The following is a 12,941-nucleotide window of genomic DNA, read 5'->3' as shown; positions in this document are numbered from 1 at the left end:
TTTTTAAAGATTTATTTTCCTGCCTTTTATATTCAATACAATAACTTGGGAACAGTGTAAGTTGGGGGAGTTTTCAAAAACAACCATTGGGGAATTTGTAATAAAAACAAAACAAAATCCAAATAGTAAATATCCAGTATATAACGGCGGTGTTTCTTATACTGGATTCTATGATGATTTTAACAATAATGGACACAAAATTATTGTTAGTGCTAGAGGTGCTAATGCTGGATTTATCAATATAATAAATGGGAAATACTGGGCTGGAAATAGCTGCTATTCTATTGACATTCAATCAGATAATTACTGCATTGAATATGTTTATCACTTTATGAAACATAAACAACATTTATTTACCGATTTTCAGCAGGCTGCAAATATCCCATCTGTTTCTAAAAAAAATGTTGAAGAATTCCTAATTAGCTATCCAAGATCCAAAGAAGAACAAACCCAAATCGGCAACTTCTTCAAACAGCTTGACGACACTATCGCTCTTCATCAAGGAACGTTAGAAAAGTACCAAAAATTGAAGGTTTCATACCTTGAGAAGATGTTTCCAAAGGAAAATGAGCGATATCCAGAGCTTCGTTTCCCTAATTTTACGGACGCTTGGGAACAGCGAAAGTTGGAGGATGTTTCCTTTTCATATTCAGGCGGCACGCCAAGCGTAAATAATCTTTCTTTTTATGGGGGCTCTATTCCATTTATTCGTTCAGGTGAAATTAATGATGAAACTACAGAATTATTCATAACAGAAGAGGGATTAAATAATTCATCAGCTAAATTGGTAGAAAAAGGAAATATTTTATATGCACTTTACGGAGCAACTAGCGGAGAAGTTGGTCGTGCTAAGATTCATGGAGCAATAAATCAGGCTATTTTAGCTATTGTTCCTTATGTTAATTACGACTCTGAATTTATAGCCCAATGGCTTAGAAGAAATAAGTATTCAATCATTTCGACCTATTTGCAAGGAGGTCAAGGGAATCTATCTGGAGAAATTGTTAAGAATTTAATTTTAGAACTACCACCATCCAAAGAAGAACAAACTAAAATCGGCAACTTCTTCAAACAACTTGACGACACTATCGCTCTTCATCAACGAGAAGTAGAAAAATACAAAAAAATCAAACAATCTTATTTAGAAAAGATGTTTATTTAATCAAAGATGTAAAATTAAAGTAATAATAGCGGTTATATTTTGATATAGATTTGCAAAATCTCTGTTAAAAATGACCGCTCTTTTTTATCTGTTGAGTTGATTTTGTTTTTGGAAAGAGAAAGTGTGATTTAAACTTATTTTTGTCTATGTTAACGGTATGAGAGAGGATTGTAATCTATTGATTTTTAAAGATTTATTTTCCTGCCTTTTATATTCAATACAATAACTTGGGAACAGCGAAAGTTGGGGGAGTTGGGCTATACATTTAATGGGTTAAATGGAAAATCGAAAGATGATTTTGGGCATGGTAGTGCTAAATATATTACTTATATGAATGTATATAAAAACCCAATTGCAACACTTGAGGAATTAGACTTAATTGAGATAGATAAAAGTCAAAATGAAATTAAGAAAGGAGATATTCTATTTACAACATCTTCTGAGACCCCAGAGGAAGTAGGATTATCTTCCGTTTGGATGTATGAAATAACGAATATATATCTTAATAGTTTCTGTTTTGGATTTAGATTAGAACAAAAAATAAGCATTAATTATATGGCATATATGCTACGTTCTAATTCTATTAGAAATAAGATTACTTTACTTGCCCAAGGCATCTCAAGATATAATATATCTAAAAAAGGCATGATGAATATTGAAGTCTTTTTACCTTCTTATGCAGAACAAACCCAAATCGGCAACTTCTTCAAACAACTTGACGACACTATCGCTCTTCATCAACGTGAGCTTGAAAAATTCAAAATATTAAAAACCTCTTATTTAGAAAATATTTTTCTAGGTAAAGTGTCGTTATTTACTGCTAAAAATACAATTACTTGGGAACAGCGAAAGTTGGGGGAGGTTGTAAACGTATTAGATAATTTAAGAATTCCAATTGCTGCATCCCAACGTCTCGAAGGCGTTACACCATATTATGGTGCTAACGGTATCCAAGGATATATTGATGGATTCACTCATGATGGCGAATTTGTCCTAGTAGCAGAAGATGGAGCTAATGATTTAATAAATTACCCTGTTCAATACGTTTTAGGTAAAGTTTGGATAAATAATCATGCTCATGTATTACAAGGCATAAAAAATGTAGCAAACAATCTTTTTCTTGTATATAGAATAAAATCAATGGATATGACAAAGTACCTTGTTGGTGGAGGTAGAACAAAATTGAATGCAAGTGTAATGAAAGACATTGAGTTACATTTACCAAATTATGCAGAACAAACCCAAATCGGTAACTTCTTTAAACAGCTTGACGACACTATCACTCTTCATCAGAAAGAACTTGCAAAATATCAGCAGATTAAAGCCGCTTGTTTGGAAAAAATGTTCGTGGAATGATACAATTTTGAAGAATGGGCGGGGATAAACCCCGCCCCTACGGATATATATTCGCACGTATAAAACTTATATAAATAATGACCCCTCGTAGGGGCAGGGTTTATTCTCGCCCTTTTAACATCAATAAATATTTTTAAACAGGATCTCCCATGCAAAAATCCCTATCCGAACTCGCCTTTGAAAAGGAAATCATTAAATCCCTTGACGATAACGGTTGGCATTATCGCCCTGATTTAAGCCACGGCACAGAAGAAAAATTATTATCCAACTGGCGTGAAGTTTTAAATCGGCAAAATGTGGAACGTTTAAAAGATACGCCCCTCACCGATGAAGAATTTGATCAAATTAAATCACAAGTTTTTGCGATAAATTCACCGCTTGAGGCGGCGCGTTTTCTTTCCACGGGGCAGGTTATTCTTAGCCGTGAAATCAATGGACAAAAAAGTGATTTAATTTTGGAATGTTTTTGGTCTCATGATGTCGCTGGCGGGAAAAATAGTTATGAAGTAGTCAATCAGATTACGCGTAAGAAAAACCGTGCTACAGGGCAAGATCATCGTTTTGATGTGACACTTCTCATTTCTGGGATTCCTGTGATTCATTTGGAATTAAAGCGTGAAGGTGTTTCTATTGAACAAGCCTATTGGCAAATTCGTGATTATATGGGTAATGGCGATTTTGGCGGATTTTATTCATTGGTGCAGATTTTTGGGATTTTAAACGGCAGTGAATCACGTTATTTCGCTCGTCCAACAGATTACCGTAGTTTTAATTACACTTTCTGTTTTGGCTGGGCAGATGAGAAAACCAATCAGCCGATTCAAGAAAGCAGCCAATTTATTAAGCATGCGTTACGTGTGCCGATGGGGCATAAATTGATGTCGCTTTACACCATTGCCGATAAGCCTAAAGGCATATTGAAGGTGTTGCGTTCTTACCAAATTTATGCGGTGGAAAATATTTTGACTCGTTTGCATAAATCGCAATTTAATGGTTCATCACAAGATATTTTAGGCGGTTATATTTGGCATACCACAGGTTCAGGCAAAACAATGACGTCATTTAAAACAGCTGAATTAGCAAGCCAATTAGTCAATGTGGATAAAGTTGTTTTTCTGGCAGATCGTAATGAATTAGTGAAGCAAACGGTAACAGAATATTCGGGTTTCGTTGATGATGAAGAGGAAATTACTGCAACAAAAAATTCAGGCAAATTATTAACCGCACTTTTAGATCCGCACCAGAAGTTGATTGTAACCAGCATTCAAAAAATGGCGATTGTGGCGGAAAAAGGCAAACAGAAAAAACTAGAAAACACGAATATTGTGTTTATTGTAGACGAGGCACACCGTTCTACCGCAGGTGAAATGCTGATTCGCATTCGCGAAAATTATCCAACTGCGGTATGGTTTGGCTTTACCGGCACGCCAATTTTTGATGATAACAATAAAGGCACAAAAACTGCGGATCTGTTTGGTAATCCTCTGCACGTTTATTCTGTTGCGGACGGGATTTTTGATAAAAACGTGTTGGGCTTTGATGTGCGAAAAAATTACCCGATTCCACTTCGCACACTGCGTAATGGGGTAGCGAAATGGAAAGATCCTTCAATGGGTGAAGTCTATCGCGATTATTTAGATAAGAAAAAAGTGAGCGATTTGGAAATCGAACAAGAACTATCCAAATCGTTCTATGAAAAAGAAGAATGGGTGCAACAGGTTTCTAGCTACATTTTAGACTGCTGGGAGCAAAATTCTTACAGACGCCAATTTTCGGCGATGCTTGCGGTAAATGATATTAAATCCGCAAATCGCTACTTTAAGGCATTAAAAGATAATCCATTGGGGCTAAAAATTGCGGTAATTTATGACCCGAACGGTGAATATAACGAAGGCAGTTTTGAGGATACTTCGGATTTAGAAAATGTGATTATTCATTACAACAATCAATTCGACACGCATTTTGGTTTGGAGTCCGTTCCACAATATAAAGATGACTTAATGCGCCGTTTGGCTCGCCGTGATGAATTTAAGAAAATCCCCACCGAAAATCGCGATCAGCAATTAGATTTGGTCATTGTAGTTTGGCAGTTATTAACCGGCTTTGATGCACCTTATTTGAATACGCTCTATCTGGATAAAGTATTAGATTACGCCAATTTAATTCAAGCATTTTCACGCACTAATCGTGTGCTGAATGAACAAAAACCTTACGGTATTATTGAATATTTTAGAAGCCCGATTTTGATGAGTGGAAACATTGAAAAGGCATTCAAACTCTATTCCAATAAAAATGCGTCAGGGGCATTTTTTGTGCCGAGTAAAGAGGAAAACATAGCGAAAATTAACCGCACTTTTGAAGAAATTAGTCAACTGTTCCCTGAAAAAGTGGATACCACAAGCGGTGAAATTCTGCCGAACTTTTACCAACTGCCGGAAGATGAAGAAAGCCAAAAGCAATTTGCGAAATTCTTCAATGAGTTTGAAAAAACAATGATTGCGCTTCAACAACAAGGCTTCGTTTGGGATAACCCAAAAGAAACGAAGGAAGTGATTTTTTCTGAATCACAATACCGTGAGTTGCAGGCACGCTATGCTGATTTAGACAAAATTAACCGCGAACCGGGAGCGAAAAAAGCGAAGTTTGAGATCGACCCGAATTTGGTTTCGGGTGATTCTACGCTAATTGATAAAGATTATTTGATGAAGCTACTCAATGAGTTAGCACAAGCTCAGGCAAAAGCCAAAGCGGAAGAAGCCAAAGAAATTGAAGCACGTATTCAACCACTTTTCAATCAATTACGTGAAAATGACCGCTTGCACGCAGAGCAAATTTTGGATGATGTAAAAACAGGTAAACTTGAACGTGTCGAAAACTTTTCTGTTTTGCTTGATCGTTATCGTATGGATTCAGAACAGACCCAAATTCAAGATTTTATCAGTCAATTCGGCTTAGATCGTGAATGTTTCGGTAAGTTACAGGCGCATCACGTATTAGGCAAAGATGACTGGAAAGATTTTGGTTTGCTAGATAATTTAGTAAAAACCGCTGATATGGATTTGGTGACAGCACAATTTAGCCAAGAAAAATCCGACGAAAAACCTAATGCGTTGAAATTAAAAGGTTATTTACGCGATAAAATCAAAACGGAGATTGAACGGATTATTTTGGCAAGATAAGGTTAAATCAATATAAGGGCGGGGCTTATCCCCGCCCTTTTGCATCACAAAATATCAACACAACCCTGCCAAATGCCGCATAACAATATCCGTATCTTGGTTTTCCAATTCTTGAATAATATGCAAATAGGTATGTTGGGTCGTTGTCATACTAGAATGCCCTAATCGCCGAGCGACGCTAGCAATGGAGACCCCAGCAAAAAGCAGAAGAGAGGCGTGTGTATGACGCAAACCGTGAATGGTGATAGTGGAAACGTTTGCTTTCTTACAAAGTCTTGCCAATATTCCGTTTATCGTAGAGTTATAAATTGGCATATCACAAGGAAAGATCGGTTTATTAGTTGGCAATTCTTTAATAAGTTGAGAAAATTGAATCACCGTTTGCCAATCAAGTTGAATTTTTCGTACTGAAGAACGATTTTTTGTCGGTGAAAAGCCGCCTTTTTCTTTATAATTCCACGTTTTATTCACTTGCAAAGTTTGATGAGAAAAATCAAAATCTTCTGGTGTAATCGCAAGGGCTTCAGAAAATCGCATTCCCGTTTTTGCCACCAACAATATAAACCAATCCCAATTTAATGTTTGCTCTAGTTTCAAATGGTTAAGTAAGGCTTGCAATTCAAACTGATTGAGATATTTGATCTTTTTATTTTTAGGCGCTTTGCCTTTTATGATTGCTTTGCGTGTAGGATCGGAGTCAATTAACCCCTCATCAACAGCATCTAAAATCGCCCCTTTTAGCTGATGATGAAAATCCATCGTCGTTTGACGTTCGTGTTCAAGTGCATAATCATTTAAGAGCTTTTGATAGCTAATGCGAGTAAGATCACCAATCCGCAATTTAGGGGCAAGAATTTCTAGCCAATGCAATGTTGCGTGGTATTTTTTCATCGTTACTGTGCGAATCGCACCTTCTTTATAAGTCGCAATCCAATCAGCAAAATAATGAGAAAAAAGTTGTTGGGTAAGTAATGTTTTTTTCATAACTAAATCCTTTATTGAATAGCCCCGAATTGGGCAGATTAGTTATAGAAGAAATTTTTTATTTTGAGCAAAAAAGAAAAGGTAAACAATCATAAACTGTTTACCTTTCTTTATTTTCTAATGTAAATTACAGTGCATCAAAAGGCACCTTCACCACCAATTTTTTCACGGTTTGGCATTTACCATTTACGGCATTACCTGGTTTGTGAGGTTCATAAGGTAGGAAGATCGCAAACATATTTGGTTTTAACACTACTTCATTTTTACCCTCTAACACTTCAGTTAAAGTGAGTTGGTAATCGTCTTCATCGCGATATTCATCATATTGAGCCAAATCTGGTTGTGCTACGCTATATTCAATCATCTCTTCGCCAGAAATAAGCAACTGAATATCAATAAACTTGCGGTGCATTTCCGCTTTTTTGGTTTCAGGTAATACCGTGTCGAATGACATCACATTCATTTTAATGCCGTCGATAAGCTCTTGTGAGCCTTCTTCTAAATTGGCTAAATCCAAGGTTTTTAATTTTTCACAGCATTTCACAAACACTGCTGGAAGTGATTTTGCGTAATCTGATCGAGATAAATCGCCGTATAACATAGTAAATCCTCTTTCTTTTGTAAATCGTTCGTCAAAATCGTCCGCTTGTGAGTTTACACTTTTAGTTCGCCTTCCACTTACCATTTACTACGGTGCCAATGACGTTGTAATCTGGGCTAAATACCGCCAAGTTCGCGACTTTGCCTTTTTCAACTGAACCTAAACGATCATCTACACCAATCGCACGGGCTGGGTAAAGATTACTCATTCGGATCGCTTCTGCAAGTGGAATTTCGACATATTCTACCGCATTTTTGATAGATTCCATCATTGTAATGGAAGCCCCTGCAATTGTACCATTCGCATCGAAACAACGCCCTTCTTTGATGTAAATAGTTTTACCCACGAAGGTAAAACTTTCTAATTCTGGTGGAGCACCTGCTGCGGCAAGTGAGTCGGTTACGATGCAAAGTTTATCGCCTTTGACTTTTTTGTCGATGCGAACATTGCCATAATTTACGTGAATACCATCAACAATAATACCTGTGTAAACATCACTATCTAGCACTGCACCCACTACTCCCATCGCACGCCCAGAACTGATTGGCGACATTGCGTTGTGTAAGTGAGTCGCAAAACTTGCCCCTTTATGGAATGCCGCTTTTGCTACTTCATAGGTTGCATTCGAATGCCCTACAGAAACGATAATCCCTGCGTTCACAAAATCAGGCGTGTAATTGATGGTTGGGTTTTCAGCTGCAATGGTTATTTTGGTGATTACATCCGCATTTTTGCAGAAAAATTCTTTCATTTCAGAGGAAATTTCGCGGATATACTCAGGGCGATGCACGCCTTTTTTTTCAATGCTAAGATAAGGCCCTTCAATATGTAAACCAAGAGCTTGATTTTTATGGCGATTAAGATATTCACGCATTACGCCTACTGCCATTTTGATGTTTTCATCAGGGGCTGTAATAAAAGTTGGGAGGAAGCTGGTACAGCCCGATTTCAAGTTAGTCGCCTGCATAATTTCGAGCGTTTCAACAGTGGTTTGGTCGTTAAACATCACCCCACCGCAGCCGTTTAATTGTAAATCAATAAAGCCTGCGGTTAAATTATTGCCTTGTAAATCAATGGTTTTAATGTCCTCTTCTAATTCAGTTTGCGGAATCACTGCTTCAATAGTTTCACCATCAATTACTACCGCATAATCTCGTAGAATTTCGTATTTAGTGTAGATCACACTGTTGGTTAATGCGTATCTCATATTCTGTTCCTAATATCAACATCAGTTTAACGCTCTTAAACGTAGGGGCAATTTGCCCTCGTGATTGTTTATGATTATAGGGCGAATGTAATTCGACCCTACATAAAGATGAAGAATAGATCTCTATTTATCCTGATAATCCGTACCTGCTACTGCACCTTCTAATTCGGTAAAGTATTTCACGGTTTTCACTTTTAGCTCTTGTTGTGCTGGCTCATCACAGACTAGCAAGAAATGACGATGCATTTGTAAGGCACTCACGGTCCATAAATGGTTTATACTACCCTCCACCGCCGCTTGTACGGCAAGGGCTTTTTGATGACCTGTCGCTAAAATCATCACTTCTTCTGCGTCTAATAATGTACCCACGCCAATCGTAAGTGCATATTTTGGCACTTTGTTCACGTTGTTATCAAAGAAACGAGAGTTCGCAATTAAGGTATCTTGCGTTAAGGTTTTAATACGGGTACGGGAGCTTAATGATGAGGCAGGCTCGTTGAATGCGATGTGTCCATCCACCCCAACCCCGCCCATAAAAAGATGAATTTTGCCGTAAGATTTAATTTTTTCCTCATAGCGACGGCATTCTGCGTTATGGTCATCGGTATTGCCGTTTAAGATATTGATATTTTCAGGCAGAATATCAATGTGATTGAAGAAGTTGTTATACATAAAGCTGTGATAGCTTTCTGGGTGTTCCACAGGCAAACCAACATATTCGTCCATATTGAAAGTAACAACGTACTTGAAGCTCACTTTGCCTGCTTGATGAAGTCGGATAAGTTCTTGGTAAGTTTTTAATGGAGTACCACCAGTGGGTAAACCCAATACGAAAGGTCGTTCGGCAGTCGGTTTGAAATCATTGATACGATTTACGATATGTTGTGCTGCCCATCGGCTTACTTGTTGTTCTGTTTGTAACGGAATAAAACGCATATTAGCCTTCCTTTATTATTAGCCACAAATCAATGTTCCTATTCGTAGGATAGGCTTTAGCCCACCAATCTTGTTAATATATGGTGGGCTAAACCCCACTCTACGGCAAAGGATCATGATAAGTGCAGTAATTTTCTATCTTTATGACAAAAATTTCGCTTTCAATTCTTTTGCTTTTGCAACTTGTTCTTCTGTTGCTTTTGCAGTCATTGGTTCACGGCAATAACCTGCTTCCACACCTTCTAATTTAAGCAATTCTTTGATGGTTAAATATAAACCATTCGCTAAAATACCTTCGATTAAATCATTGGTTACGTGTTGGATTTCTAAGGCTTCTTGGAGTTTACCCGCTTTAGTTAATTCAAAGATCTGACGAGCACGCACACCGTTTACGTTAAAGGTTGAACCAATTGCACCATCCACACCAAGAGATGCTGCTGGTAACATCATTTCATCAAAACCTGCCCAAATTAAGTGATTTGGATAAGCTTTTTTCAAGCGTTCTAATAAATAGAAATCGCCCGCAGTAAATTTCACGCCTAATACTTTCGGGTTTTTGTAAAGTTCGCCGAATTGTTCGATACCCATATTCACGCCTGTTAAGAACGGAATAGAGTACACGATCATATTGTTTCCCGTTTCTGCAATAATGGTGTCGTAGTAATGTTTGATTTCAGGGAAGCTAAATTTGTAGTAGAACGGCGTTACCGCTGATAAGCTATCGTAGCCTAATTCTGTCGCATATTTACCTAATTCCACCGCTTCTTTTAAGTTTACGCTACCCACTTGGGCGATTAGTGCGATCTCATCTTTCGCTTCATCTTTTGCAATACGGAAAATTTCTTTTTTCTCTTCGGTCGAAAGCATAAAGTTCTCGCCAGTTGAACCGCCTACATATAAACCATCCACTTTCATTTTGTCGATGTTGTGGCGAATAATTTGGCGTAAACCTTTTTCATTAATTGTGCCATCTTCGTTGAATGACACTAATAATGCACTGAAAATACCTTTTAAATCACGCATAATGTTCTCCTAAATTTTTACTTTACACGTTGTTCAAGAATGACATTGAGGGTTTTTTGCTTTATTTTAGCCGCTTGCTCTTCTTCGCTTTGCACCAATAAAGCATAAATTAAATCTAATACGAAAAGTTGGGCGATTTTGGTTCTAATCGAATCGCCTTGTAATTTGCCTTGTTTATTGCCGTTGACGAGCACATAATCAGCATATTCGGTCACAGGCGAACGCAAACTGTGCGTAATCGCCACGGTTTTTGCCCCGTTTTGTTGAGCGATTTTTAATGCGTGTGCGGTTTCTTGGGAATAACCTGAATGGCTAATACCGATCGCCACATCATTTTCTTTCAACAATGCGGCTTGCATATACATAAAGTGGTTATTACCCGTTGCATCTACAGGAATGCCAATTCGCATTAATTTATTTTTGGCATCTTCTGCTGTTACGCCCGAAGATCCTGCACCAAAAATAAATACTCGCCCTGCTTTTTTAATCTCACCTACCACGCTATCAAGCTGTTTTAAATCTAACAGATTGATGGTTTCATTCACTACGCTTGTAATTGAAGCTTGTAATTTTTGTGCAATAGTAAAAGTATTGTCTGATGCCAAAATATCAGTATCTAACATCATCTCATCTTGGCTCTCTTTTGTTGCCAGTTCGATGGATAACTCCAATTTAAAATCGCTAAATCCTTTAAATCCAACAGTTCGACAAAAACGTACTAAAGTTGCCTCTCCTACATCCAAATGTTTAGCAATTTCAGAAAGCGGACTTTGTACGACTAAATCAGGTGAAAGCAAAATCGTATCTGCAATTTTTTTCTCTGATTTTGTTAAGCTATGATAGAGCGAACTAATAGTGCTCAATACACTAGATGTTTTTGTCATCATTTCTCTCCCATGTTAATCGTATGAAACGACTATTTCAAAAGTAATACGTCTTTCACCCAATACGCAGCTCCCATTAATCCTGCATCTTGTCCAAATTTTGCTGCTTCTAATTCACAACGATATACCGCAGGCACTTCTTGTAAAAAGCGTTCTACTAAAGGCAAATAGCCCTCTGCCAAACCAACACTACCGCCAATCACGATTTTTTGAATATCTAACCCGATAACTAAATCCGCCACCAAATTTGCAATCGTTTTTGCAGAACGCTCGACTAATTCAACCGCTTGCGGATCTTGTTTTCTAAAGCGTTCAAACACTTCTTTGGGATCGCAAGGATTTTCCCATTTTGAAGAAACTGCTTCAATCGAACGCCCTGAGGCAATCGCCTCAACGCAACCTCGTCTGCCACAGCCACACACAGGTCCATTCGGATCAGCCAACATATGCCCAATATGCCCCGCAATACCGTGAGAGCCTGTCTGCAAGGATTTGCTTAACACAATGCCTCCGCCAACACCTGTTGAAACGGTAATAAATGCGAAGTTCGACACTTGTTCAGGATTCTGCAATTGATATTCTGCGTAAGTCGCTGCTTGTGCATCATTTAACAAGCCAATCGGCTTATCGGTATGTTTTGCAATGCTCGCTTTAAGCGGAAATTCCGCTAAACCGCCCAAGTTTTTCGGATTTAATGCGGTTAATACGCCATTATTGATAATTCCTGTTGAAGCAACTGCCACATAATCGAACTGCCCTGCATAATCGGCAAGCAATTTTGCTAACGCTTGATGCATTCCCTCCACCACATTTTCACGCGGCGTATGAATTTGCTGACGTTGCTCGATTTCGCCATTTTTTACAATCGCTGCAGCAATTTTCGTCCCGCCAATGTCTAGTGCTAAACATCGCATAGTTTTGTCCTTTATTTTCTTGCCGATTTAATTGCTGTTGCAAACCAACTTACAATATGTTCCAAACGAGTTAATGCAGAACCCACGGTCACACAATCTGCACCAATTTCAATCGCTACTTTAGTAAGTTCTGGTGTGTTATAACGCCCTTCTGCCATCACAAAACAACCCGCAGATTTCAAATCACGCACTAGTTGATAATCTGGCTCTTCAGGTACTTTACCACCTGTGTAACCTGACATCGTACTGCCGATAATATCAAAACCAAGTTCTTTACAATATAAACCTTCTTCTAAATTTGAGCAGTCTGCCATTGCTAAACAGCCCATCTCGTGAATTTTTTTCACTGCACTGGCAATATCAACAGGACGCGGACGGTTCGTTCCATCTACCGCAATAATATCCGCACCTGCATTGGCTAAATCTTCAATATCTTGTAAGAATGGAGTAATACGCACGGGGCTATCAGGCAAATCACGTTTTACAATCCCGATAATTGGAATATTCACAAAAGGACGGGTTGCTTTAAGATTATCAACCCCTTCAATACGCAAGCCAGACGCACCGCCTACCACAGAAGCCTGTGCCATAGCAGAAACGATTTCAGGTTTATCCATCGGACCATCATCGACAGGTTGGCAAGAAGAAATAAGACCATATTGAATTTGAGAAAGCACTTCTTGATGAGATAATTT

11 protein-coding genes are annotated in these 12,941 nt (G+C 38.2%); 3 read left to right on the top strand and 8 right to left on the bottom strand.

Annotated features, from left to right (window positions below):
- Positions 1-61 precede the first annotated feature (61 nt).
- The 3 genes from QMF79_RS05305 to QMF79_RS05295 all read left to right on the top strand — a co-directional run bounded on the left by QMF79_RS05305 (position 62) and on the right by QMF79_RS05295 (position 5,697).
- Positions 62-1,162 (top strand): restriction endonuclease subunit S, encoded by a 1,101-nt coding sequence (locus QMF79_RS05305; RefSeq protein ID WP_425591883.1) that lies wholly within the window; start codon positions 62-64, stop codon positions 1,160-1,162.
- A gap of 195 nt (positions 1,163-1,357) precedes the next feature.
- Positions 1,358-2,518 carry a restriction endonuclease subunit S gene (locus tag QMF79_RS05300; protein ID WP_345739939.1) on the top strand — a complete coding sequence of 387 codons (1,161 nt, stop codon included), beginning with the start codon at positions 1,358-1,360 and terminating at the stop codon, positions 2,516-2,518.
- A 149-nt stretch (positions 2,519-2,667) separates the two neighbouring features.
- Positions 2,668-5,697, top strand: a complete 3,030-nt coding sequence (locus tag QMF79_RS05295; protein ID WP_281773025.1) for a type I restriction endonuclease subunit R, EcoR124 family — start codon at positions 2,668-2,670, stop codon at positions 5,695-5,697.
- Positions 5,698-5,751: 54 nt separating this feature from the next.
- Here QMF79_RS05295 and QMF79_RS05290 read toward each other — a convergent pair whose 3' ends face one another.
- The 8 genes from QMF79_RS05290 to QMF79_RS05255 form a co-directional block, all read right to left on the bottom strand.
- Complete coding sequence (locus QMF79_RS05290; RefSeq protein ID WP_040216300.1) at positions 5,752-6,681, bottom strand: site-specific integrase; 930 nt, start codon at positions 6,679-6,681, stop codon at positions 5,752-5,754.
- Positions 6,682-6,808: 127 nt separating this feature from the next.
- A complete protein-coding gene (nanQ, locus tag QMF79_RS05285; protein ID WP_281773024.1) occupies positions 6,809-7,282 on the bottom strand; it encodes an N-acetylneuraminate anomerase in 474 nt (157 codons plus the stop codon).
- Between the two features lie 61 nt (positions 7,283-7,343).
- Positions 7,344-8,489, bottom strand: coding sequence for an N-acetylglucosamine-6-phosphate deacetylase (nagA, locus tag QMF79_RS05280; RefSeq protein ID WP_281773023.1), 1,146 nt, complete (start codon positions 8,487-8,489; stop codon positions 7,344-7,346).
- Between the two features lie 123 nt (positions 8,490-8,612).
- The gene (gene nagB, locus QMF79_RS05275; protein WP_281773022.1) at positions 8,613-9,425 is read right to left on the bottom strand and encodes a glucosamine-6-phosphate deaminase; all 813 of its coding nucleotides are present in this window, start codon (positions 9,423-9,425) and stop codon (positions 8,613-8,615) included.
- Between the two features lie 141 nt (positions 9,426-9,566).
- Positions 9,567-10,448, bottom strand: a complete 882-nt coding sequence (gene nanA / locus QMF79_RS05270) for an N-acetylneuraminate lyase (protein WP_281773021.1) — start codon at positions 10,446-10,448, stop codon at positions 9,567-9,569.
- A gap of 17 nt (positions 10,449-10,465) precedes the next feature.
- Positions 10,466-11,332 carry a MurR/RpiR family transcriptional regulator gene (locus tag QMF79_RS05265; RefSeq protein ID WP_111312983.1) on the bottom strand — a complete coding sequence of 289 codons (867 nt, stop codon included), beginning with the start codon at positions 11,330-11,332 and terminating at the stop codon, positions 10,466-10,468.
- A 32-nt stretch (positions 11,333-11,364) separates the two neighbouring features.
- Positions 11,365-12,246, bottom strand: a complete 882-nt coding sequence (locus QMF79_RS05260; protein ID WP_281773020.1) for an N-acetylmannosamine kinase — start codon at positions 12,244-12,246, stop codon at positions 11,365-11,367.
- 11 nt (positions 12,247-12,257) lie between these two features.
- The coding region (locus QMF79_RS05255) for a putative N-acetylmannosamine-6-phosphate 2-epimerase (protein WP_281773019.1) at positions 12,258-12,941 on the bottom strand (684 nt) is incomplete at its 5' end.

It is taken from the genome of Pseudohaemophilus parahaemolyticus (assembly GCF_938021905.1).
In the GTDB taxonomy this organism is placed as follows: domain Bacteria; phylum Pseudomonadota; class Gammaproteobacteria; order Enterobacterales; family Pasteurellaceae; genus Haemophilus_A; species Haemophilus_A parahaemolyticus_B.
The sequence above is the reverse complement of the archived record's forward strand: the minus strand, read 5'-3'. Positions and strand labels throughout refer to the sequence as shown.

Bases quoted from the DNA above. Each gene is read 5' to 3' on its own strand.
- QMF79_RS05290 (WP_040216300.1), bottom strand. From the start codon at position 6,681: ATGAAAAAAACATTACTTACCCAACAACTTTTTTCTCATTATTTTGCT.
- nagB (WP_281773022.1), bottom strand. From the start codon at position 9,425: ATGCGTTTTATTCCGTTACAAACAGAACAACAAGTAAGCCGATGGGCA.
- nanQ (WP_281773024.1), bottom strand. From the start codon at position 7,282: ATGTTATACGGCGATTTATCTCGATCAGATTACGCAAAATCACTTCCA.
- QMF79_RS05260 (WP_281773020.1), bottom strand. From the start codon at position 12,246: ATGCGATGTTTAGCACTAGACATTGGCGGGACGAAAATTGCTGCAGCG.
- nagA (WP_281773023.1), bottom strand. From the start codon at position 8,489: ATGAGATACGCATTAACCAACAGTGTGATCTACACTAAATACGAAATT.
- QMF79_RS05265 (WP_111312983.1), bottom strand. From the start codon at position 11,332: ATGACAAAAACATCTAGTGTATTGAGCACTATTAGTTCGCTCTATCAT.
- QMF79_RS05295 (WP_281773025.1), top strand. From the start codon at position 2,668: ATGCAAAAATCCCTATCCGAACTCGCCTTTGAAAAGGAAATCATTAAA.
- nanA (WP_281773021.1), bottom strand. From the start codon at position 10,448: ATGCGTGATTTAAAAGGTATTTTCAGTGCATTATTAGTGTCATTCAAC.